Source organism: Frankia sp. R82 (genome assembly GCF_023716925.1).
Classification (GTDB): Bacteria; Actinomycetota; Actinomycetes; order Frankiales; family Frankiaceae; genus Frankia.
This window is the reverse complement of record NZ_JAMQQG010000214.1, coordinates 22,475-42,597: the sequence shown is the minus strand read 5'-3', so window position 1 is coordinate 42,597 and position 20,123 is coordinate 22,475. Positions and strand designations below refer to the sequence as shown.

At 69.4% G+C, this 20,123-nt stretch carries 26 protein-coding genes and 3 pseudogenes; 13 read left to right on the top strand and 16 right to left on the bottom strand.

The window, feature by feature from the left end; translation table 11 throughout:
• Positions 1-78 precede the first annotated feature (78 nt).
• From ND747_RS18065 to ND747_RS18055, 3 genes are all read right to left on the bottom strand, one after another.
• Positions 79-687, bottom strand: a complete 609-nt coding sequence (locus ND747_RS18065; RefSeq protein WP_374216259.1) for a response regulator — start codon at positions 685-687, stop codon at positions 79-81.
• A gap of 75 nt (positions 688-762) precedes the next feature.
• The gene (locus ND747_RS18060) at positions 763-1,851 is read right to left on the bottom strand and encodes a sensor histidine kinase (RefSeq protein WP_251734790.1); all 1,089 of its coding nucleotides are present in this window, start codon (positions 1,849-1,851) and stop codon (positions 763-765) included.
• A gap of 351 nt (positions 1,852-2,202) precedes the next feature.
• Positions 2,203-3,108 carry a LysR family transcriptional regulator gene (locus ND747_RS18055; protein ID WP_251734788.1) on the bottom strand — a complete coding sequence of 302 codons (906 nt, stop codon included), beginning with the start codon at positions 3,106-3,108 and terminating at the stop codon, positions 2,203-2,205.
• 107 nt (positions 3,109-3,215) lie between these two features.
• Here ND747_RS18055 and ND747_RS18050 point away from each other — a divergent pair, with 107 nt between their 5' ends.
• Positions 3,216-4,097 (top strand): oxidoreductase, encoded by an 882-nt coding sequence (locus tag ND747_RS18050; RefSeq protein WP_251734786.1) that lies wholly within the window; start codon positions 3,216-3,218, stop codon positions 4,095-4,097.
• A 107-nt stretch (positions 4,098-4,204) separates the two neighbouring features.
• Here ND747_RS18050 and ND747_RS18045 read toward each other — a convergent pair whose 3' ends face one another.
• Entirely contained in the window at positions 4,205-4,786 is a 582-nt protein-coding gene (locus ND747_RS18045; RefSeq protein ID WP_251734784.1) for a TetR/AcrR family transcriptional regulator, read from the bottom strand.
• Between the two features lie 91 nt (positions 4,787-4,877).
• On the opposite strand from ND747_RS18045, the gene ND747_RS18040 reads away from it, so the two are divergent.
• Entirely contained in the window at positions 4,878-5,327 is a 450-nt protein-coding gene (locus ND747_RS18040; protein ID WP_251734782.1) for a hypothetical protein, read from the top strand.
• A 145-nt stretch (positions 5,328-5,472) separates the two neighbouring features.
• On the opposite strand, the gene ND747_RS18035 is transcribed toward ND747_RS18040, so the two are convergent.
• Together ND747_RS18035 and ND747_RS18030 are read right to left on the bottom strand one after the other, a co-directional pair.
• On the bottom strand, positions 5,473-5,670 hold the full coding sequence (locus ND747_RS18035; protein ID WP_308204654.1) for a type II toxin-antitoxin system HicA family toxin: 198 nt from the start codon (positions 5,668-5,670) through the stop codon (positions 5,473-5,475).
• A 26-nt stretch (positions 5,671-5,696) separates the two neighbouring features.
• Positions 5,697-5,918 (bottom strand): type II toxin-antitoxin system HicB family antitoxin, encoded by a 222-nt coding sequence (locus ND747_RS18030; RefSeq protein ID WP_251734778.1) that lies wholly within the window; start codon positions 5,916-5,918, stop codon positions 5,697-5,699.
• An 88-nt stretch (positions 5,919-6,006) separates the two neighbouring features.
• On the opposite strand from ND747_RS18030, the gene ND747_RS18025 reads away from it, so the two are divergent.
• Complete coding sequence (locus ND747_RS18025; RefSeq protein WP_251734777.1) at positions 6,007-6,306, top strand: hypothetical protein; 300 nt, start codon at positions 6,007-6,009, stop codon at positions 6,304-6,306.
• A gap of 173 nt (positions 6,307-6,479) precedes the next feature.
• Positions 6,480-7,292 (top strand): class I SAM-dependent methyltransferase, encoded by an 813-nt coding sequence (locus ND747_RS18020; RefSeq protein WP_251734775.1) that lies wholly within the window; start codon positions 6,480-6,482, stop codon positions 7,290-7,292.
• A gap of 48 nt (positions 7,293-7,340) precedes the next feature.
• Here ND747_RS18020 and ND747_RS18015 read toward each other — a convergent pair whose 3' ends face one another.
• Positions 7,341-7,916: an HhH-GPD-type base excision DNA repair protein gene (locus ND747_RS18015; protein WP_251734773.1), complete on the bottom strand. Its 576-nt coding sequence runs from the start codon at positions 7,914-7,916 to the stop codon at positions 7,341-7,343.
• A gap of 186 nt (positions 7,917-8,102) precedes the next feature.
• Positions 8,103-8,687: an alpha/beta hydrolase gene (locus ND747_RS18010; protein ID WP_251734771.1), complete on the bottom strand. Its 585-nt coding sequence runs from the start codon at positions 8,685-8,687 to the stop codon at positions 8,103-8,105.
• A 71-nt stretch (positions 8,688-8,758) separates the two neighbouring features.
• Here ND747_RS18010 and ND747_RS18005 point away from each other — a divergent pair, with 71 nt between their 5' ends.
• Positions 8,759-9,382 carry a TetR/AcrR family transcriptional regulator gene (locus ND747_RS18005; protein ID WP_251734770.1) on the top strand — a complete coding sequence of 208 codons (624 nt, stop codon included), beginning with the start codon at positions 8,759-8,761 and terminating at the stop codon, positions 9,380-9,382.
• A gap of 559 nt (positions 9,383-9,941) precedes the next feature.
• On the opposite strand, the gene ND747_RS18000 is transcribed toward ND747_RS18005, so the two are convergent.
• Both ND747_RS18000 and ND747_RS17995 read right to left on the bottom strand, forming a co-directional pair.
• On the bottom strand, positions 9,942-10,619 hold the full coding sequence (locus ND747_RS18000; RefSeq protein ID WP_251734769.1) for a response regulator transcription factor: 678 nt from the start codon (positions 10,617-10,619) through the stop codon (positions 9,942-9,944).
• Positions 10,616-11,824, bottom strand: a complete 1,209-nt coding sequence (locus ND747_RS17995) for a sensor histidine kinase (protein ID WP_251734768.1) — start codon at positions 11,822-11,824, stop codon at positions 10,616-10,618. Before ND747_RS17995 ends, ND747_RS18000 begins: the two co-directional genes overlap by 4 nt.
• Positions 11,825-12,260: 436 nt before the next feature.
• Between ND747_RS17995 and ND747_RS17990 the strand changes: the two genes are divergently transcribed.
• Together ND747_RS17990 and ND747_RS17985 are read left to right on the top strand one after the other, a co-directional pair.
• Positions 12,261-12,830: a hypothetical protein gene (locus tag ND747_RS17990; protein WP_251734767.1), complete on the top strand. Its 570-nt coding sequence runs from the start codon at positions 12,261-12,263 to the stop codon at positions 12,828-12,830.
• Positions 12,827-13,498, top strand: coding sequence for a class I SAM-dependent methyltransferase (locus ND747_RS17985; protein ID WP_251734766.1), 672 nt, complete (start codon positions 12,827-12,829; stop codon positions 13,496-13,498). The genes ND747_RS17990 and ND747_RS17985 overlap by 4 nt, the downstream gene beginning before the upstream one ends.
• A 49-nt stretch (positions 13,499-13,547) precedes the next feature.
• Here ND747_RS17985 and ND747_RS17980 read toward each other — a convergent pair whose 3' ends face one another.
• Complete coding sequence (locus tag ND747_RS17980; RefSeq protein WP_285900732.1) at positions 13,548-13,685, bottom strand: hypothetical protein; 138 nt, start codon at positions 13,683-13,685, stop codon at positions 13,548-13,550.
• Positions 13,686-13,913: 228 nt separating this feature from the next.
• Positions 13,914-14,936, bottom strand: coding sequence for a trans-acting enoyl reductase family protein (locus ND747_RS17975; RefSeq protein ID WP_251734765.1), 1,023 nt, complete (start codon positions 14,934-14,936; stop codon positions 13,914-13,916).
• 130 nt (positions 14,937-15,066) lie between these two features.
• On the opposite strand from ND747_RS17975, the gene ND747_RS17970 reads away from it, so the two are divergent.
• Complete coding sequence (locus tag ND747_RS17970) at positions 15,067-16,047, top strand: AraC family transcriptional regulator (RefSeq protein WP_251734764.1); 981 nt, start codon at positions 15,067-15,069, stop codon at positions 16,045-16,047.
• Between the two features lie 353 nt (positions 16,048-16,400).
• Here the strand turns inward: ND747_RS17970 and ND747_RS17965 are convergent, their stop codons facing one another.
• Positions 16,401-17,264, bottom strand: a complete 864-nt coding sequence (locus tag ND747_RS17965; protein WP_251734763.1) for an NAD(P)H-binding protein — start codon at positions 17,262-17,264, stop codon at positions 16,401-16,403.
• A gap of 80 nt (positions 17,265-17,344) precedes the next feature.
• On the opposite strand from ND747_RS17965, the gene ND747_RS17960 reads away from it, so the two are divergent.
• Positions 17,345-17,770, top strand: coding sequence for a hypothetical protein (locus ND747_RS17960; protein ID WP_251734762.1), 426 nt, complete (start codon positions 17,345-17,347; stop codon positions 17,768-17,770).
• A 98-nt stretch (positions 17,771-17,868) separates the two neighbouring features.
• Positions 17,869-18,213 (top strand): annotated as a pseudogene (locus tag ND747_RS17955) (nitroreductase family protein); the annotation flags it as partial.
• 40 nt (positions 18,214-18,253) lie between these two features.
• Here the strand turns inward: ND747_RS17955 and ND747_RS17950 are convergent.
• Positions 18,254-18,349: pseudogene (locus ND747_RS17950) on the bottom strand (Fe-S cluster assembly protein HesB); the annotation flags it as partial.
• Between the two features lie 190 nt (positions 18,350-18,539).
• Here ND747_RS17950 and ND747_RS17945 point away from each other — a divergent pair.
• The 3 genes from ND747_RS17945 to ND747_RS17935 are packed head-to-tail and all read left to right on the top strand — an operon-like array spanning position 18,540 to position 19,587.
• The gene (locus ND747_RS17945; RefSeq protein ID WP_251734760.1) at positions 18,540-18,863 is read left to right on the top strand and encodes a PadR family transcriptional regulator; all 324 of its coding nucleotides are present in this window, start codon (positions 18,540-18,542) and stop codon (positions 18,861-18,863) included.
• On the top strand, positions 18,860-19,219 hold the full coding sequence (locus ND747_RS17940; protein ID WP_251734759.1) for a hypothetical protein: 360 nt from the start codon (positions 18,860-18,862) through the stop codon (positions 19,217-19,219). The genes ND747_RS17945 and ND747_RS17940 overlap by 4 nt, the downstream gene beginning before the upstream one ends.
• Positions 19,216-19,587 carry a hypothetical protein gene (locus tag ND747_RS17935; RefSeq protein ID WP_251734758.1) on the top strand — a complete coding sequence of 124 codons (372 nt, stop codon included), beginning with the start codon at positions 19,216-19,218 and terminating at the stop codon, positions 19,585-19,587. The genes ND747_RS17940 and ND747_RS17935 overlap by 4 nt, the downstream gene beginning before the upstream one ends.
• 159 nt (positions 19,588-19,746) lie before the next feature.
• Here the strand turns inward: ND747_RS17935 and ND747_RS29850 are convergent.
• Positions 19,747-19,812, bottom strand: a pseudogene (locus ND747_RS29850) (NYN domain-containing protein); the annotation flags it as partial.
• 92 nt (positions 19,813-19,904) lie between these two features.
• Positions 19,905-20,090 carry a hypothetical protein gene (locus ND747_RS17925; RefSeq protein WP_251734757.1) on the bottom strand — a complete coding sequence of 62 codons (186 nt, stop codon included), beginning with the start codon at positions 20,088-20,090 and terminating at the stop codon, positions 19,905-19,907.
• Positions 20,091-20,123 lie beyond the last annotated feature (33 nt).

The following is a 20,123-nucleotide window of genomic DNA, read 5'->3' as shown; positions in this document are numbered from 1 at the left end:
CTTTGATGCTTCGTGTCCGCGGGCGCCGCCGCATCGCCGGTGCGAGCGGTCCAGCGGGTCATGCGTGCGGACTACTCGTCACCCGTCCCCGGGGACGACGAACCCCGACTCGTACGCGAACACCACCGCCTGCACCCGGTCGCGCAGTCCGAGTTTCGTGAGGAACCTGCTGACGTGTGTCTTCACCGTGTGCTCGCTGACGACCAGTTCCGCAGCGATCTCGGCGTTGGACATCCCGCTCGCGACCAGCCGTAGGGTCTCGGCCTCCCGGTCGGTCAGCTCCTTCAGCCGGACGGCCAGGCGCGGCACGACTCCGTGGCTGGGGCGCCTGATCAGACTCTCCACCAGACGTCGGGTTACCGACGGGGCGAGCAGGGAATCACCGGCGGCCACCACACGCACGGCCTGCACCAGCTCGTCCCGGCGGATGTCCTTGAGCAGGAAACCGGAGGCGCCCGCGCGGAGCGCGTCGTAGACGTACTCGTCCACGTCGAACATCGTCAACACGAGCACCTTCGCGGACGAGGCCGCGCAGATCTGGCGGGTGGCCTCGATGCCGCTCAGGACCGGCATCCGGATGTCCATCAGGACGACGTCCGGCCGCAGTTCGGCCGCACGGAACACGGCGGTGGCCCCGTCGGGGGCCTCCCCTACGGCGGTGATGTCAGGCTGGGCGTCGAGGATCATGGCGAAGCCGGCGCGGATGAGGTCTTGGTCGTCGGCTATCAGGACTCGCAGCACAACTCCTATCCAAGCGGCTCTCTATCCCAGCGGGAGTGTGGCTGTCACGACGAATCCCCTTTCCCGCGGGTTCTCCGGCGGACCCGCGCGCAGCGATCCACCACAGACCGCCGCCCGCTCACGCATCCCCGCCAGGCCATACCCGCCGACCGGGTCGCCCGGGCCACGGCCGTCGTCGGTCACCTCGACCGTGAGGGTGGTCTCGGTCCAACGTAGCCACACGTGCGCGTGGCGGGCGTCCGCGTGCCGAAGCACGTTGGTCAGGGCCTCCTGGGTGATCCGGTAGGCCGCCACGCCGACATGGGCCGGGACGGGCCGTTCGGGGCGGCGGCCCTCGGCCGCCAAACTGATCTCGAGGCCCGTCTGTCCAGCCCGTTCGACGAGCATGGGCATGCTGTCGAGACCCGGTAGTGGTTCGACGGCATGGGTCCCGCCGTCGTCTCCGGTGACGCGCAACGCACCGAGCAGGCCGCGGAGCTGCGCCAGAGCGCCTCGGCCGGTGTCCGCCACCGCGTCGAACGCGGCCTCCGCGCGATCCGGGTGCGACCGCACCACCAGGGGGCCGGCCTCGGCCTGCACAATCATCAGTCCAACCGCGTGCGCGACGATGTCGTGCATGTCCCGGGCGATGCGGACCCGCTCACCCGCCGCCGCGGCGGCGTGCTCCTCCGCCAGTCTGCGAGCGCGTTCGGCCAGTTCCGCCGCGTGCGCTCGACGCGCCCGGGCGCTGGTGCCCAGCGCATAGGCGGCGATGAACGCGGTACCGACGCCGCGATAGACATCGGCGTCCTCGTGCGGCAGCGCGAGCGAGACGAACACCGTCGACCCGATGACCGGCACGGCGGCCATGCGCACCAGGGGCGGGCTTACCGCGGCGATGGTGTAGACGCAGACCAGCGGCCCGAACGGAAGCAGCGGCTTCTCCCACAGCACCAGCAGCGTCATGGCCAGTCCGGCGACCAGCGCCGTCCGTATGGGGGCACGTCGCCGCCACCGGACCGGAACCGACGCGAGGACCGCCAGCCCGACGATCCACCAGGCTCGCGGGTGGGGGGCAACGGTGGGAACGACGGTCGCGGCCGTCACCACGAGGGTGACCGCGACGTCCATCTCCCGGGACCGCGACCGCCCGATCCGGTCCCACCAGTCGCGCGGCCCCGTCCGGTCCCACCATGCGAGAAGCCCGCCGGGTGACGACATCCAGCCCGATCGGATCAACCCACGTGGCGGTGACATCGGCATTTCGCCTAGTCTCCCGGACCGCCCACCACACGGCGTCCCTCCCACGAGGGATTGCGCGTATCACTCCGGCCACCGACGCGCGAGGGCGAGGACACGGTTCTCCCAGATGGGGCCCGCCGCGTCTGGGTGAGTGCTCTCCGCGTTCCGATCCGGGAGGCCGAAACGTCCGCCACGTCTTCACCCGGATGGCGATGGGGCGTGCCACCGGAACGTCGGCGCTCAGCCGGTGGCGGCCAGGTCGGTCGTGCGGGCGACGTCGTGGACCACCTGGCGCAGGGCGTCGAAGGCCGGTGGGGGCGGCGCGCCGGCGCGCCGGACGAGGACGACCTCGGTCTCCTCGCCGGCGAGCGGGACGAAGACGACCCCGCTGTCGCGCAGGGAACGAGACGAGCAGGGCAGACGGGTCACACCCACGCCCGCCGCGACCAGCGCCAACAGGCCCTGCGGGCTCGTCCCACGCTCGACGATCCGGGGGGAGAAGCCGGCCCGGCGGAAATCGTTCTCGTACATGCGGTGCCACGGCGGCCAGGAACTGCTCGGCGTGAGCACCCACGGCTCGTCGGCCAGGTCGGCCATCCGCACCTCGTCGCGGCCGGCCAGCCGATGGCCCACGGGCAGGACGGCGGCGACCGGCTCGCGCAGCACGACCTCGCTCTCGAGGTCGTCGACCAGCGGGGGCCGGGTGAGGGCGGCGTCGAGCCGGCCCTCCCGGACGCCCGCGACCAACGCGGCGATCGGCAGGTCCTCGGCACGCACGGCGATGTGCGGGTGGCGCTCGCGCACGGTCCGCACCACCGGGGGCATCAGGTAGTTCGCCACCGTGACCAGGAACCCGACCCGAAGCGGCGACCGGTCGCTGCGCGCCGCGAGCCGGGCGGCCTCGATCGCCCGCTCGGCCTGCGTCAGCAGAACTCGGCTCTCCCGCAGCAGCGCGGTCCCGGCCGCGGTGGGCGTCACTCCCTGGCTGCTCCGGACCAGCAACGCGGCCCCGATCTGACGTTCCAGGGCGCGGATCTGCTGCGACAGTGACTGCTGGGCGAGGTGCAGCCGAGCCGCCGCCCGGGTCAGGCTGCCCTCTTCGGCGGCGGCCACGAAGTAGCGCAGCTGGCGAAGTTCGGGCGTCACCGGCTCCCACGTCACCGCTCCAGCCTAAGCGGCCACAGTCCGGGCCTGTGGCCGCCCGAGGTAACACCTGTTTTTCTGCAGCGCCGCCCGCTCCTACGGTCAAGACCATGACGACTTCCGACATCCACGGGGCGGGTCCGGCCGGGCGCGTGTGGTTCATCACCGGCGCGTCGACCGGCTTCGGGCGTGAGATCGCGCAGGCCGCGCTACGCCACGGCGACGTCGTCGTGGCGACCGCCCGCCGCCCCCGGACCCTCGACGACCTGGTCGCCGCGGCCGACGGCCGGGTCCTGGCCCTGCCGCTCGACGTGACCGACCCGGCCCAGATCCAGGCGGCGCTCGACGCTGCGACCGCCCGGTTCGGCCGGGTCGACGTGCTCGTCAACAATGCCGGGTACGGCTCCGTCGGCGCGGTCGAGGAGATCGACCTGTCCGACCTGCGGACGCTCATGGAGACGATGTACTTCGGCCCGGTCGCCCTGACCCAGGCCGTCCTGCCCGGGATGCGGGCGCGGGGCAGCGGCGTGGTCGTCCAGATCAGCTCGATGGGCGGCCAGGTGACGATGCCCGGGTTCGGGGCGTACTGCTCGGCCAAGTTCGCCCTTGAGGCGCTGTCCGAGTCGCTGGCGGCCGAGGTGGAACCGCTGGGCATCCGGGTACTGATCGTCGAGCCGGGGGCGTTCCGGACCGCGTTCGGCGGGCGCGGGATGCACCACTCCCGCCGCATCGACGCCTACGAGTCAACCGTCGGCCCGACCCGCGCCGGCGTCGACTCGATGGACGGCAGCCAGCCCGGCGACCCGCGCAAGGCAGCCGACGCGATCGTCGCCGCCCTCGCAGCGCCGGCCGCGCCGCTGCACCTTGCCCTGGGCGCAGACGCAGTCGAGTCGATTCGGGTCGCCCAGGACCGGCGCCGGGCCGACCTCGACTCCTGGGAAGCCGTCAGCCGCTCGACCGATGTCAACGCGGCGGCCCATCGGACGCTCTGAGATGTCGCGGTCCCCGTATCGTCCGACAGGCTCCAGTTCCTGGCTGACGCCGGGTTTCTGGCGGGCCCTGCTCGATGAAGGTGGCGTGGGCTCAGCGAGCCCGCCGCTCATGCACCGGCGCTGTGCCTGCCGCGGACAAGCGCCACAGCGGTACGTGCGACCCGCTCGAAAGGATCGAGGTTCCCGGCGGCACGGCACATGATGTGCGCACCCTCGAGCAGTGTGATCAACGTGGTGGCCAGATCCGCGGCCTCGGCTCGCGGTAGGCCGGCGGACTCCAGCAGGTCGGCCAGGGCCTGGCTCCACGACGCGAAGATGTCGGCGGCGATCTGTCTGAGGTCGACCGTGCCGAGATCACGTCCCCCGGCGCCGACGGTGATCGCGGCTATGGCACAGCCGCCGCCGGTCATGGAGGTGGCGAGCACCGGCCGGACGGCTGCCAGGAACGCCGTGACCACGACCACCGGGTCGCCGGCCGGCAGGGCAGCCAGGGCCGCGCACACGTCCGCACCGTTACGCTCCGCCGCCTCGGCGACGAGCTGTGCCTTACCGCCCGGGAAATGATGGTAGATCGCGCCGCGGGCGGCACCGCTGTCCCGGAGAACATCGGTGAACGACATGCCTGCGACGCCCTGACGCTGCAGCGCGTCCACGGCGGCAGCGACCATCCGGCCACGCGTGTCGGCCACGAGGCAGCTCCTCTCGGCTTGACTAGTACGGCCATCCTATGCCAGGGTCGTTATAGTACGCACGTCCTAGCGCGATCTTGGAGGCCACCCCGTGCCCATCACCGTCACCGCGCCTCACGGCGAGCTCACCGACATCGGCCAGCGGGAGATCCTGCCTCGACTGACCACTGCCCTGGTCGAGGCGAGCGGCGCCGCCGGCAACGAGTTCCTGACCGCCCTCGTCGGCGGCACCGTGCAGATCCTGGACCCAGGCCACATCTACGCGGGGGGAACCAACCGGCGTGTCGTCATGGTCGAGCTCAAGCTGCCGAACATCGGTCTACCGGAGCCGGCCAGCCGCGCGGCGTTCATCACCGCGGCGACCGACATCGTCGACGCGCTCACGGTGGACGACCACGACCGGGCGGACACCTGGGTCAATATTCTGAACGCCCCCGACGGCGGCTGGGGCATCGGCGGCATCGCCTACAGCGGTGACGCCCTGGTCGCGGCCGTCGGCTCGGCCACCCGGGCCACCGGCCCCGCGACAGGCAAGGCCTGATCCCAGCTCGTCCTGGACTGTGCGACACGCGGGAAGGCACGACGGCGGCGGACAACGGCCCGTGGTCCTCACCGCGGAACCTGGGGAAAGGTCCGCGCGCAGGCGACGCACTCGGCCGGGGTGCTCGCCGCGCCGCGCGCGGGACTCACGCAAGCAGAGTTCGCAGTTCCTCGGCGTCCATGCCGGCCGGGCGAAGGATCGAGGCGAGAGTGCCGGTGGCCAGGTCGCGGTGAAGCGGCACGATCACGGTACGAGCCTCAGCCCTGTGCCGGAGCTTGCAGTGCGAACCTCTGGTCCTCACCTCGTCAAAACCGGCGCGACGTAACGCGCGGACGACATCCACACCGGAGACTCGAGGCAGCGCGGGTGTCACGCTGACAGGCGGACATCGACGGACGCGACGATCGGCCCGTCATCCGAGACCGCCGGAACCGGCTCATCCTCGAAGTAGAGTTCCAGCGCCTCACGCAGGTTCGTCAGCGACTCCTCGACGCTTCGTCCCTGGCTGGCCACCTCGACTTCGAGGGCGCGAGCCACGTACCAGTCGCCTTCGTGCGTGACGACCGCAGTCAGCCGGACAGCTCGCTCCATAGAGATCATTCCAGTACTGCCGAACGCGCATCGCCCGAGTTCGTACCGGCGACGCGCGCACCCGGGCCGCCGACAGATCACGTGATCCATGGGACGCGGGCCGAGAGACGACGGTGACCTCGACACGGCGTTCGGCGATGCCCGCCCCGCAGGCATCGCCGACGACGCACCGCTGGTCGACCTGGAACGCCACTACGGGGCGCGCCTGGGCGTCTTCGCCTGTGGACGACTGGCCGCCCGAGTCGTCGACATCGGCCGCCGGCCACGAGCACGGACGATGGACCTGCTGATCGCGGCAACGGCGCACGCGCACGGAGCCAGCGTTTATACCCGCAGCGCCGCTGGCCTGGCCGGCCTCGAAGATCTCATTACAATAGTGACAATCTAGAAAAAGTCTTTTTTCCGTATGCGACGCCGAATATACAAGCAAGTCAGCAACCTTCGATCTCATCCAACCGTAACGCTCTCCGCTGAGAGAACGGGCGGCGCGGCCCACCTGACCGACGAGCGGCGAGTAGGACGAAGGCTGGGCGCACCCGGCGCCCGGGAGGGACGCACACGGTGAGCGACCCGCGATTCGCGCCGGATCTGTACCGGGGAAGCGCCAGCTTCTACGACCAGTACCGGATTCCCTACCCCGCGACACTGATCGACGATCTCGTCCGGCGCACCGGGCCATCCGGATGCGGCAGGCTGCTGGATCTGGCGTGCGGGACGGGCCAGCTCACGTTCCCGTTGCGCCGGTGGTTTCGCGACGTATGGGCCGTCGACCAGGAAGCGGACATGATAAAGGCCGTCCGCTCCGCGGTGGCTGCCGCGAACGCGGTCGAGGTCCGGCCGATCGTGTCGAGCGCCGAGACACTGCACGCCGAGACGGGGTCCGTTGAGCTGGCGGTCATCGGCAACGCATTCCACCGACTCGATCGGGATCTGGTCGCTGGCCGCCTCCTCGGCTGGCTCAGACCGGGCGGACACGTGGCACTGTGCTGGTCATCCTCGCCCTGGGCGGGCGAGGCGAGCTGGCAACGGGCGCTTTCAGCCACGGTGGAGAGATGGACGGCGGCGCTTGGGGCCGCCGAGCGCGTCCCCTCAGGCTGGAACCGGACACGCCAGCGCCGGCCCGATCTCCACATCCTGTCCGAAGCCGGCTTCGAGACACGCGGACGCTCGACGTTCAGCCTCGAGCATCAATGGACGCTGCCGGACCTGGCTGGCTACCTCCGGTCAACCTCATTCCTGCCCGCCACGGTGCTCGGCGACCAGGCCGCGGCCTTCGACGCCGACCTCGAGGCCAGCCTTCGGTCCCACAGCCCCGACAACACCTTCGTCGAGACCATCAGTTTCGCCTATGACCTGGCCCGTAAGCCTTCGTGATCAGGCTCGGCCGGTCGACGGCCTCAGACCCCGCCGGCTGTCGCGGCGTCAGGCGGATCCTGCCTTGGCGGCGGCCTTCATCGCCTTCTTGTACTCCCGGACCCGGTCACGGGTGGAGACGTCGGTGATGTCCGCGATGGAACGGAACGTGCCCGCGTCCCCGAACGGCGCGCACGCCTCCCGCCACCCCGGCGGGGTCACGCCCAGCTGCTTGCCCAAGAGCGCCACAAAAATCTTGGCCTTCTGCTGGCCGAACCCCGGCAACGCCGCCACCCGCCCCAGCAGCTCCTTGCCGTCGACCGCGGTCGTCCACACCCGGGCCGCGTCGCCGTCGTAGGCGTCCACGACGAGCTGACACATCGCCTGCACCCGCCTGGCCATCGACCCCGGGAACCGGTGCAGCGCCGGCACCTGCGAGAAGATCGCACCCAGCGCATCGGGGTCGTACTTCGCCAACTCCTCCGCATCCAACGCCTGCCCAAGACGCCGGGCCAGCTCACGGGGAGCGGCGAACGCCCGCTCCAACGGGATCTGCTGGTCCAGCACCATCCCGATCAGCAGCGCCAACGGATCGTTCGTCAGCAGCTCGTCCGCCTCGTCGATCTGGCTCAGGTGAAGTCCCACGACATCACCGTAGCGGGCCGAACGCGGACGCCGAGGATCGCCGCCGTCACCTGCTCACCCCGGATCTCGACCCGCCGTGGTTCGCGACACGGATGGGCCGCGCTCAACGGGACCGCTGAGAACTGGTCGTCGACTGAGAGCCGGGACCGGTCGGGCCGGTTGGCCTGACGGTGGAGTACGCGACCGTCAGTGGTCACGTCCCAGGCAGTCCAGAACCAGGCGGAGGGCTTCGGGTAGGTCCATATGGTCGTCGGGGGTCGCACCGAAGTGGGCGCCGGTGGGGGTGACGACAGCGGTGGCTCCGAGTCCGGTAACGAGATCCTTGACGTGCTCGACCGGGTCGGGGACGTTCACCGGGTCGTCGACGGCTGCCAACACCCGGAACTGCCCGGCCGCTCGGCGGATGCGGGGCCAGTCGAAGGGTTCGGCGAAGAACTCCGCGAGCGCGTCGTAGCCGACCTCGTGGGAGGCGGTGGAGACCAGGACCGCTCCAGCGAACGCGCCCTCGTTGTCGACGTCGTGCTGTTCGAGCAGCCGGAGCACGTTGACTCCGCCGAGGCTGTGGCCAACCAGGACGGTGTCGCCCGCGGAAGCTACGCGGGCGCGCGCGGCCAGAACCGTACGCCACGGTTCCAGGCGCGGAGCCGCGGTGTCGGGCAGGTGTGGGATATCGACTCGGTGCCCCCGGACCTCGAGCGCGGCCCGGAGATAGGGGAACCAGACGCTGTCGTCGCTGGAGCCGTAGCCGTGGGACACGATGATCGTGCTCATGGGTTCCCTCCTCAATCGAAACGCTTCGTAGCGTTTGAATTGAGACTCTAGCAGATTGATACCGTGCGTCGGTGGCCAGACCTGCCGCCTCGGAACGCCCGGGGCACCCGCGCCGCACCGGGGGGCGGATCCGGAGTCAGGACGCGCACGACGACGTCCTGCGCGCGGCAGTCGAGATCCTGGAAGAGGTCGGCTACGGCGGGGTCACCATCGAGGGCGTCGCAGCCCGATCCGGGGTCGCCAAGAGCACGATCTACCGCTGGTGGACGTCCAAGGCCGCGCTGGTGATGGACGCTTACGGGAAGATCGTCGCCGGACGCATGCCGCGACCGGACACGGGCACCGTCGCAGACGACCTGACCGACTTCGTCGCGGAGTTGTACCGCGTGGCGGACTATCCGCTGCGTGGCAAGGCTCTGCGCGGCCTGATGGCCGAAGCCCAACTGGACCCGGCCTTCGAGGAGTCCTTCCGCTCCTGGGTGCAGAGCCGGCGTGACGTCGTCGCGGGCCTGCTCATTCGCGGGATCGATCGTGGGGAGCTGGACGCCGACCTCGACCTCGACCACGCCGTCGACCTAGTCTTCGGCCCCTTCTGGTACCGACTACTCGTCGGACACGTGGCCTTGGACGCCGCGCAGGCGCGCGGCCATGTCGACCGCCTTCTGCAAGGACTGCGCCACCCGCCGGAACAGTAGGCCCCCGGACGACCCGGAGCCGACGCGGCGACCGGTCACACATCCAGGGAAGATCGGGTACGGCAGTGCAGCAATGATCTCGGTTGGCTCTCCCAGCACCAGCGCCGGATCGGCACCAGGCGTGACCGGCAAGGGTTACCACCGACAGACGTAGATCGTCCCACTCCACCTTTACGACATCTTCTGGTCCAGCACCATCCCGATCAGCAGCGCCAACGGATCGTTCGTCAGCAGCTCGTCCGCCTCGGCGATCTGGCTCAGGTGCAGTCCCACGTCATCACAGTAGCCGGACCAACGCAGTCGTCGCGCCGTCGGCCGGGCCGCCAGCCAGTCGGTCGGCCGGCATCGCGCCTCGTCCACAATCGTCGGCGTCCAAAACAGCGGCCTCGCGGTCGCCGCGAGCCCGGGAGGCCGCCTCCAGAGCCGACTAGTCCGCGCGACCACATTCCCAGCCGGTGGCCGGCCGTCAGGCGGCGATGAGTGTGGCGCTCGCGGGCCCAGCGACGGCGGCCCGGCCCGAGGTGCGCTGGTGGTCGGCGATCGTTCTTCTCATCCTGCCCTACCGCCTACGCGGCACGAGTCCGGTCTCGTAGGCGATGATCGCCAGGTGGACGCGGTCCCGAGCCTCGAGCTTGGCGAACAGGCGCGCGACATGGGTCTTCGCCGTCGCCGCGCTGATCACCAGCCGCTCGGCTATCTCAGTGTTCGACAGCCCCTGTCCGACCAGTGCCAGCACCTCGCGCTCCCGGTCGGTGATCTCTGCGATGAGATGTGAGTCCTGGGCGGGCTCGGTGTCCGGTGCGGGGGTGGCGGATGTTCCAGCGAAGTCGGCGATCAGCCGTCGGGTCACGCTCGGGGCGATCAATGCGTCGCCGGCGGCCACCACGCGGATCGCGTCCAGGATCGCGTTCAGGGCCATGCTTTTGAGCAGGAACCCGCTGGCCCCGGCGCGCAGTGCGCCGTAGACGTACTCGTCGTCGTCGAAGGTCGTCAGCACCAGCACCTTGGGCGGTTCCGGCTCGGCGGTCGCCTGCCGGGTCGCCTCGATCCCGTCCATGCCCGGCATCCGGATGTCCATCACCACGACGTCCGGCCGCAGCTCACGCACCAGGCGCACCGCCTCACGGCCGTCGCCGGCCTGGCCGACCACCTCCAGGTCGTCGGTGTCGCCGATCAGGATCGCGAGCCCGACCAGCATCAGGGGCTGGTCGTCGACCAGCAGCACCCGCACGCTCATGCCGGGAGCCTCGCCGCCACCCGGAATCCGCCCTCCGGACGCCGGCCCGCGCTGAACTGGCCGGACAGCAACGTCACCCGCTCACGCATGCCGAGCAGGCCGAAGTCGCTCCCGCCGGGCGCCGTCGAGTGCCTGGAACGGCCCGGCCCGCCGAGACCGTCGTCCCCGTCGTCCACCACCTCGATCGTCACTCCCTCCGGCTCGTATCCGACCGCGACCCGGCACGTCCGCGCCCCGGAATGCCGCACCACGTTCGTCAGCGACTCCTGGATGATCCGGAACGCCGACAGTTCGATCTCCGGCGGCAGTGGACGCCGCTCGCCCTGCCAGGTCACGTGGACCCGCACCCCGGCGTCGGCCGTGCGTTCGGCGAGTTGCGGGACGTCGGCCAGGCTGCTGGTCGGCGCCAGCGGAGCGGCCTGCAGCATGGCGTCGTCCGGCTCGGCGCGGCGGAGCGCCCCGAGCATGCGCTGCAGCTCGAGCAGCGTCTGGCGGCTGGTGGTCTCGATGCCGGTCAGCGCCTGCCGCGTCTGCTGGGGCTTGGTGTCCACGACCCGCGCCGCCGCTCCCGACAGCACCGTGATGATCCCGATGCTATGCGCGACGCTGTCGTGCAGTTCGCGGGCGATCCGCAGCCGCTCGCTGATGACGGTGCGGGCTGCGGTCTGCTCGTGCAGGGCTTCGAGGTATTCACGACGTTTGCGATACACCCCCCCGAATACCCACGCGACCGCGAACCACAATGCGTACTGCCCCGCCCACTGGGCCGTGTCGCCGACGTTCTCCCCGGGGTAGACGTGGATGTTGTTGACGAACACGGCCGCGACGGCCGCGGCGGAGCCGACGGCGGCAGCCTTCGGCCGCCGGACGGCGAGGTGCCCGCCCAAGAAGACGAGCAGGACGAACACGGCCTCGGCCCGCACGCCGAAGATGTAGCCGAGGACCGATTCGCCCAGGATCGCCGCGAAGACCGCTGCCGGCAGACGGCGCATCAGCAGAACCGGAAGGGCGAGCACGACGCACAGACCCATCATCTGGAAGGGCCCGAGGCCGGGAAACCGGAACCGGCCGTCGTGGTCCGGAACCTGAGCGATCGACCAGCAAAGCATCACCGCGTAGAAGCAGGCGGTGGCCAACACCACGGCCTGTGACATCAGCCAGCTCACGCGCTTCGATGCCGAGAGACGCTGGAGAAGCTCTTCCATACGGAGATCGTATTCGGTGGCGTCGGCTCCGCGCGTCGGCCCGGGGGTGTACGCGCCGGTACACCCCCGGGCCGACGGCCTGGGGAACGGTGACATCCACCGGCCGACGCGACGGATAGCATTCTGTTCGTAGGTTCGTGACCATGATGAACGCACCGGTGATCAATCTTCGCGACACGACGAAAGAAATGCGACGGCGGCCCGCCCGCACTGGCCGGTGTGACCTTGTCCATGACGATGCGGATGATCCTCGGCCCGGACGCGCCCGATTCCGGCGCCCCTTTCGCCGATGGACGCCCCAAACTAGGCTCTACGACCCGCTCAAGCAGGTCTGGGCGCCAGTGGATGCCACCGCAACGAACCCGTCGCTCGAGCGCCCCGCACCTCACGTCCTGGCCGCAAGTAGCCTGGCATCACTGCGCTCTGGACCAGCGAGGTGCTGGCCGCTTCTGGCCTGTCCGGCATCGTGCGCCGCCATATTGGCGGGCTCTCGCCGGGCATGAAGCAGGGCCCGGAAGGTCGGACCACCAACAAGATCGAAGCGCTCGGCAGCGCTGACCACGTGCGCTGGTCGGCGGTGCCGGACAGACCTGGTACCCGAAGCCCGCGACGTCTCGGCAGGGCCTTCGCCACCGCGGGCCTGATTATGATCCCGTGGGTTCTCTATCTGTCGATGTCTTTGCCGAAGAAGGCGATGGATAGTCACTGGGCCCTGGCCTGGGTCGGTCTGGACAGTTGCGAGGCACTGGCCTTATTCGCCACCGGTCGATTCCTGAAGCGGGCGGACAACCGCTGCACGCTAACCGCCACAGCGGCCGCTGCGCTTCTCCTGACAGACGCCTGGTTCGACGTTACCGCGGCGACACCCGGAGGCGCGCTGGCTATCGCGATCGTGATGGCAGTATGCGCGGAAATTCCAATCGCCATCGTGTGCACCGTCTTGGTCTTGCGACTGATCCGCCGCCCATTCCCACCGTCCGAAACAAATGAACAGGAATCACTATGAACGCTAATATCAGTCGGATGCCGAACCGTACCTACCCAACACGCCACACCAAGATCGCGGCGGCGGCCGGTGCCGCTGCTTTGACGGCGGGAGCCTTGTGGTTCACTGATCAGGCACCCTACCCATACGCACAACGTCGACTGCTCGATATTCAGCTTCCATTCCTGACCAAGACAGATTTGGACTCGATGCTCCAGCCGCGAGCAGGAGAACGCATCCTGGAACTGGGCCCTGGCACCGGCCTGCAAGCGTTGCACGTCGCACCACAGTTGGGCCCGAACGGAGGCCTGGACATCGTGGACATCCAGCAGGAAATGCTGGACCACGTAATGACACAGGCAGGGCGGGATGAAATCTCCACGATCCACCCACACCGCGCGGACGCTCGTGAACTGCCCTTCGAGGACCACAGCTTTGACGCGGTCTACGTGGTTACAGCCCTTGGCGAGATCCCTGAACCGGAGCGAGTGCTAAGCGCGGCAACACGCGTACTGAGGCCCAGCGGGCGATTGGTGGTGGGCGAGTTCTTCGACCGGCACTGGATTTCGTTCGGCCGCCTACACCGGATGGCCGACCAAAACGGCCTGCACTTCACTGCGCGTCGTGGGCCCAGCCTGGCGTATATGGCCCGATTCCGCCCGTGCGGACGCACGGCCACCAGAGGCTAGAACACTTGGTCGCCGCGTTCCGATGGTGGATCTTCATTGGGCAAGCAGGTCAGCGCACACGCATCGGCCAGCCGTCGCTCCTTGTTTGTCCGACTTGCTGGTCCAGAATCATGCCGATAAAGAGCGCCAGCGGATCGTTCGTCAGCAGCTCGTCCGCCTCGTCGATCTGGCTCAGGTGCAGTCCCACCGCACAACCGTAGCCGACCGCGTTCGATGGCCGGCGACGCTGGTCAGCTCGCCGGGCGGCTCCGCGTCGTCCCGGCACACCTCGCAGTCGACGGCGCCCGAGTACTGGCACCACAGCCACTACGCGGCGCGGGCTGGCCCGTCCGACGCCGGGACCACGTCGGCTCCAGTCTGCCCGAGCCGTCGCCGGCTCGCGGAGTAGTACAAAGGCGCTGGTCGTCGCCCTGGCTCAGCCTTCGGTGACCAGCCAGCGCACGCCGTGCCCCGACAGGAAACCCAGGAACGATTCCGGATCGAATGCCTGCGACGGCGCCAGGACACCAGCCTTGGCCCCGTTCACCACCAGCCTGCGTGCCGCTTCCACCGCGATCACCGCGGTCTTTCCGTACCCGTCTGTGCCCTCGACCTCACCGCACGCGGCGCGTCCAGCAGCCGTGGCCGCCTCAACGCAGATCGTCCACTTTGACTGTCTCCGCTGCGCGTCGTCGGGCCCTTCCGGCAGCGAGTCGATGAACGCGGGGTCGATCCCGCCCGTCAGCTGGTCGAAAGACCCGCCGAGCAGACCCTCCATGCTCCTGACTGGCACGTGCCTCGGCACCGTCACCACCGGTGGAAGCGCGGCCTTCCCCACTCGCACGGCGTCGGCCGCGCCCGGGAAGCGCCAGCTCAGGCGACTCGGCTCGGCATATGTCGTCCAGCCGCCGTTCTCGTACCGCAGTGCGCCGTCGAACAGCAGGTCCGGGTCGAGCGATCGCAGCGTCCCGCGGCTGAAGCCACCGTCGCGGTACCAGAGGGCCGCTGTCATCACGTCCACCGTCCCGGCGGCCTCTCCGACCAGGTGGCCGATGAAGTCGCTCGGGCCGCCGTCGTCGGCCATCGCCGGAACGATCGTCACGCCAGCATCCGCGGCGGCGCTGGCAAAGGCGCCGAAGACATCGCTGATGTACTGCTGCTCGCCGGTCGTGTCGACATAGTGCGCCTCGGCAGCGATTGCGGCGCGCACGACGGGTGCGCCGAGTCGGGCAAACGGTCCGGCCGTGTTGACAACCGCGTCAACGTCACCGAACGCGGACCTCAATGCGTCCTGGTCGCCGATGTCCGCGATCCGGACCTCGAAGCCGGTACCGGCCGCGGCCGCACGCAGCCGTTCGGGGTCGCGCCCGACGAGCACCGCGTCGATGCCGCGGCGGGCGAGTTCCGCGACCGCCAGGCGGCCGGTGAATCCGCTCGCGCCATTGAGTGCGATCTTCATGTCGTCTCCCAGCTTCGGATGCCGCTGTCGAGATCGACCGTAGGACCGGCTCGGCGGGACGATCCACGTCTAGATGTCCCGCCTTCATGTTTGATCGTCCGGCCATGCGGATGCTGGGTAAGGTTCGGCGATGGATGTGCTGAGCGACGCGGTCACGATGTTGCGCGCGGGTCGTCCTCACTCGAACAGCAACCGCCTGTGGGCGCCTTGGGGCATCCGCTTCCCCCCGACCGACGGCGCGGGATTCCACATCGTGCTCATGGGCACCTGCTGGCTGCTGCGGGCGGGCGCCAGGCCACTCCGGCTCGCCGCCGGTGACATCGTGTTATTGCCTCGAGAACCAGGGCATGCCCTCGCCGATGATCCGGCCAGCCCGCTCACCGACTTCCGGGCCGACCCCCACGGGCCGATCCCCAGCGAGCATGCGGACGGATACGGCGGGCCCGGCCCGGGCGGCCGGACCGTCACCGAGTTGCTCTGTGGCGCCTACATGTTCGACCGCTTCCGCCTGCACCCGCTGTTGGCGGACCTACCCGACGTCATCCACCTGCCCGCGCGGGTCGGGCATCACCCGAGGCTGCGGGCCGCGGTGGATCTGCTCGGCGCCGAGCTCGCCGAGCCTCGCGCGGGTGCGGCCGCGAGCATGTCCGCACTGCTCGACCTACTGCTGCTCTACATGCTTCGCGCCTGGTTCGACGATCATTCGACCGGCTCGTCGACCGGCTGGTCCGCGGCACTCGCGGATCCCGCGGTGAGCGCGGCGCTGCGGGCGATGCACGCCGAACCGGAAATGCCATGGACGGTGCGTGAGCTCGGCGCGCGGGTCGGACTGTCCCGTACGGTCTTCGCGCAGCGGTTCACCGCACTCGTCGGCAAGCCGCCGTTGGCGTACCTGACCTGGTGGCGGATGACCATGGCAGCGAGGCTGCTGCGGGAGACCGACTCACCGCTGCCTGCGGTGGCCCGGCGCTGCGGCTATTCGTCGGAGTTCGCCTTCGCCAAGACCTTCAAGCGCGAGTTCGGCGTCCCGCCGGGCGCATTCCGGCGAGAGGGACGGCCACCATCCGGTTCACCCGCGGACGCCTCGCCACTGACGGCAACCTTGTCATGACGCGCGGCGGTCCCGCCCACTCCCACTCGTTCTTCCCGGGATCCGCTGGTCCAGCACCATCCCGATCAGCAGCGCCAACGGGTCGTTCGTCGGTGTCGCAGCCACCCGAGGCTGGGCCATCGGCGGCGTCGTGGGTCTGGCTGCGGGCGCCGCGGCGGCCCTGCGGGGACTGCGCCGGGCACAGCAGGCAGGGACGCACAAAGCCGACTCCCGTGTCGAGGACTGATCGACCCCTGCGAGTTCGGCGTTCCGCTCGTTCCTTCCGTGCCCCTCCGCGAGCTCTCCTCACGATCCGATCGTGCAGGCGACGACCCAGTCCGTGGGACGTCCAGAGCACCCGGAACACAACAGGGTCATGACGCGCCGAAGGCACGGCGGTGCCGGTAGGCCCAGCTCTGGAAACTGGTGGCGGGACGGTTCAGGATCGCGGCCACGTCGTCGGTCAGGACGGCGTTGTGGCCGGCGCGCGCCCAGGCGGAGCCGGTAATGATCACCTCGACGGTGGACCTGTCCATCCCGGCGGCGAGCATCTGATCGGCTGCCTGCTCGAGGCTCACGGCGACGGTGTCGACCCGGCGTCCCGTCACCCGCGACAGACAGTCGGCCTGTTCGGCCACGGTCAGCAGCCCTGGTCCCGTCAGTGTGTAGATCTTGCCGACGTGTGCTGGCGACAGGAGGGCCTCGACCGCGACGGCGGCGACATCGTAGGGGTCGACGACTCCCTGCCGGCCTGCTCCGGTGAGATCGGGCACGGGCTGTCCCTTGCCGATCGCGTCGACCCATTGCAGGGTGTTCGACGCGAAGCTGGATGGGCGTAGCACGGTCCACCCCATACCGCTGTCTCGCACCGCTCGCTCGGCCATCAGATGCCACGCCCCGACCACATCGGGGCCGATCTTCTCGCCAGTGCCGATGGCGGAAAGTTTCACCACCCTGCGCACTCCGGCCGATCGTGCCGCGTCGAGCACGGCCAGGTCGTGGCGCGGAGTGGGAGAGGCCAGCACGGTGAGCAGGAACATTGCCTGGACCGTGGCCACCGCCTGCCGGAGCGACGCGGGTTCGTCAAAATCGGCCCGGACAGCCTCCACTCCCGGACGCGTAGGTAGTTTTCTCGGATCACGGGTCACAGCCCGGACACGCTGGCCGCGAGCCGCCAGGATGTCGAGTACCTTGCCGCCTATGGTGCCGGTGGCACCGGTTACCAGGATCACGGCCATGACGATGTCCGGGCGGACGCCATAGCCGATAGGAAGTTTCGGCAGACCCGTTCCGGTACGCGGCCGGTTACGGTAGGCGCGTGCGCATCGACGAGCGTCGAATCCCGATATCAGGTGCCCTGCGGCCGTGGATCTCCGATATCAGCGTCACGACGATTCCCATCCACGACGGCGAAGGGACGGTCGTCGAGCCGCCGGATCATTCTGCCGCCCTGGCCCTGCGCATCTTCCCGGGGGAGTACACCGATCTGGTGGTCATGGGACCACGCACACGTGCGCTGTACCATGTCGGCAAGCCCGGTCCGTTCTGTGTCAGTGCCAGGATCCAACCCGGTCACGCCTCCTCGCTGCTGGGACACACAGTGGCTGGCCTTCGCGAGCGCATCGTTCCGTCGGTTCCGATCCCACCGGGATCGATGAACGCTTCCTACTCGGCCGGATCGAGCAGGCGCTCACGAGCATGCTCTCGGCCCTGCCGCCTCGACATCGGGCCCGCGCCGACCTGACGCACCGCGCGAGCCAGCTGCTGACCGACCACGGCACCACCGACGGCAGGCCGGAACAGGTGTCCGTTGACCGTCGGTCGATGGCCCGGGTAACGAGCGGCTTTCAGCACCTGTACGACGATATTCATCGCGTACCCGCCATCGTCGTACCGTGTGTCGAGGGACGCACTGACGGTGCCTCAGCGCTGACTCAGTCGATGACCTGGGGTTCCATCCTTCCGGCCGTGTGGAGCTTCATGCTTGCCGCCCGGTCCCGAGGGCTGGGGACCGTATGGACAACCGCCCAGGGGCCGCTGGAACGAGAGATGGCGCAGATCCTGGGAGTCCCGTATGACGAGGTCATGCTGGCCGCGTTCATACCACTTGCTTTCACCCTGGGTACAGATTTTCGGCCCGCGCTGCGGATTCCTCGCGATCAGGTGCTCCATCGCGATCGCTGGTAGCGGGGCCAGAAGGATCGTCCACCGTCGTTCCTATTTGTCTGACTTGCTGGTCCAGCACCATGGCGATGAGGAGCGCCAACGGGTCCTTGGTCAGCAGTTCGTCCACCTCGGGGATCTGGCTCAGGTGAAGTCCCACGCCAGTCACGGTAGCCGGGCCGGCGCAGCCGTCACATCGCCGGCCCGGCCGCCGCGCGGTCGACGTCGTCGCGCCCCGTTCCACCCGATCGCCGGCGCCCGGGCGGAGTCACCGCGGTCGCCGTGAGTCAGGGATTTCAGGGCAGCTTCGCGCCTTGCCGCGCCGACTACTACGCCATACGATGCATCGCATGGCGAGATTTGGCCGGGACGAGGGCTTGGCCCGCTTCGGCGAGCCGGGAGTTCTGATCCTGCTGTCACTGAGCGACGGCGCCAAACACGGCTACGCGATCACCGCGGATGTGCTGGAACAGACCGGAGTCCGGCTCGGTCCCGGCACCCTGTACGGCTCCCTGACCAAGCTGGTCGAACGCGGCCTGATCGCCGCGCTGCCAAGCGACGACCGCCGCCGCCCCTACGAGATCACGGCAGCAGGGAGAGCGGCCCTGGCCGCCCAGCTGGCGACCTGGTCCCGGGTCGTCCAGACCGGAAAGTCACGGCTGGCCCAGGCATGAGACGCATCCTTCTCGCCCTGTATCCCAGGAAATGGCGAGCGCGCTACGGCGACGAGTTCGCCGCGCTCCTCCAGGACACTCCCCTGACCCTGGTCGCCGTCATCGACGTCCTGCGCCACGCCGCCGGGCTCCGTCTTCAGGCCAGGCCGCGCCTCACCCAGGTTGCCGCATGGGCACTCGCGACGGCCGCCATCGAAATCGTGGCTTTGCGGGCAGGGCTGACCGACAACATCCTCTGGGCCCCCACCACCCCGCTCCGGACATTGGCACTGGCTGCGGTCCTGACACCATCAGCCCTGGTAGCCGGCTCCGTGGCCAGACTGCGCATCCAGCGCCGCAGACCTGAGCCGGCATGACGGGTCTGATCGTCGCGGCGCTGGTCGCGGCGGGCCTGATCGCGGCCGGTCGGACCGCCGCCCGCCGGTCCGCGCGACCGCCAGCCGACGGCCGGGGCTCCCGACTACTGCGCGCGGCGGCCCGCCTACTACTCCTGGCGGCCGGCGCCTTCCTCGTCGCACGGGCCGGATACATCCTCGCCGCCGAGCACCCCGGCAGGCCGGAGACCTACCGACACGCGTGGGGCGGCCCCTACTACATCGGGTTTATCACCGTGCACGTCGGCCCCGCCGTCCTCGCGCTCTTCCTGGCCGGTCTGTCGCTGTACCGCACGTTGACGGGACGTCGCCGACCATCCACCCGCACTCCCGGTCAGACCAACGTGTAATTCAGTGTCGTCGCGGCATGCCTCGTAGTCGTCGGCGCCCAGGTAGTGGCACCACGGAAGCTGAGAGCCAGGGAAGCGAATCCGGCTCGCACCAGCCCAGCTTGCGACCTCGACGTGGACAGCACCGGACTCGAGGCCGCGAACCGCTTCCAGGGCAGGCACCAGGTCGGTATCACGACTGAACAGGATGCCGACGTCATAGGCGTCCTCGCAGGCGAGGCGCACGAAGTCGACAGCCAGCGCCACGTCGATGCCCTTCTCCTGGGCAGGCTCAACCGGCCAGCCCTTCGGGTACCGCAACTGTCGACGTACCACCGTCACCAGATCACGGTGACGCGATCCGGGTCAAAACGGTTCTTCGGTCTATCGGCCTTGGACAGCACCACGGCCTCGATGACGGTGGCGATGATGTCGCGGCGCATCCCGGCGCCGCCCGCGTCGAGGCCCTGGCCGCATCCTGATTCTGCGTCTCGACGAGGCACGCGGATTCGCGTGGCGGCCATCTCGCGCTGCGTATGCTGATCTGGTGCCTTTCC

What these genes read in the sequence shown, in the direction of transcription:
- ND747_RS17985 (WP_251734766.1), top strand. Translation starts at nt 12,827, where the DNA reads ATGAACGCTAATATCAGTCGGATGCCGAACCGTACCTACCCAACACGC.
- ND747_RS18025 (WP_251734777.1), top strand. Translation starts at nt 6,007, where the DNA reads ATGGGACGCGGGCCGAGAGACGACGGTGACCTCGACACGGCGTTCGGC.
- ND747_RS18000 (WP_251734769.1), bottom strand. Translation starts at nt 10,619, where the DNA reads ATGAGCGTGCGGGTGCTGCTGGTCGACGACCAGCCCCTGATGCTGGTC.
- ND747_RS17940 (WP_251734759.1), top strand. Translation starts at nt 18,860, where the DNA reads ATGAGACGCATCCTTCTCGCCCTGTATCCCAGGAAATGGCGAGCGCGC.
- ND747_RS18030 (WP_251734778.1), bottom strand. Translation starts at nt 5,918, where the DNA reads ATGGAGCGAGCTGTCCGGCTGACTGCGGTCGTCACGCACGAAGGCGAC.
- ND747_RS17965 (WP_251734763.1), bottom strand. Translation starts at nt 17,264, where the DNA reads ATGGCCGTGATCCTGGTAACCGGTGCCACCGGCACCATAGGCGGCAAG.
- ND747_RS17945 (WP_251734760.1), top strand. Translation starts at nt 18,540, where the DNA reads ATGGCGAGATTTGGCCGGGACGAGGGCTTGGCCCGCTTCGGCGAGCCG.
- ND747_RS17995 (WP_251734768.1), bottom strand. Translation starts at nt 11,824, where the DNA reads ATGGAAGAGCTTCTCCAGCGTCTCTCGGCATCGAAGCGCGTGAGCTGG.
- ND747_RS17925 (WP_251734757.1), bottom strand. Translation starts at nt 20,090, where the DNA reads ATGGCCGCCACGCGAATCCGCGTGCCTCGTCGAGACGCAGAATCAGGA.
- ND747_RS17935 (WP_251734758.1), top strand. Translation starts at nt 19,216, where the DNA reads ATGACGGGTCTGATCGTCGCGGCGCTGGTCGCGGCGGGCCTGATCGCG.
- ND747_RS18065 (WP_374216259.1), bottom strand. Translation starts at nt 687, where the DNA reads ATGATCCTCGACGCCCAGCCTGACATCACCGCCGTAGGGGAGGCCCCC.
- ND747_RS18060 (WP_251734790.1), bottom strand. Translation starts at nt 1,851, where the DNA reads ATGGACGTCGCGGTCACCCTCGTGGTGACGGCCGCGACCGTCGTTCCC.
- ND747_RS17970 (WP_251734764.1), top strand. Translation starts at nt 15,067, where the DNA reads ATGGATGTGCTGAGCGACGCGGTCACGATGTTGCGCGCGGGTCGTCCT.
- ND747_RS18010 (WP_251734771.1), bottom strand. Translation starts at nt 8,687, where the DNA reads ATGAGCACGATCATCGTGTCCCACGGCTACGGCTCCAGCGACGACAGC.
- ND747_RS18050 (WP_251734786.1), top strand. Translation starts at nt 3,216, where the DNA reads ATGACGACTTCCGACATCCACGGGGCGGGTCCGGCCGGGCGCGTGTGG.
- ND747_RS17975 (WP_251734765.1), bottom strand. Translation starts at nt 14,936, where the DNA reads ATGAAGATCGCACTCAATGGCGCGAGCGGATTCACCGGCCGCCTGGCG.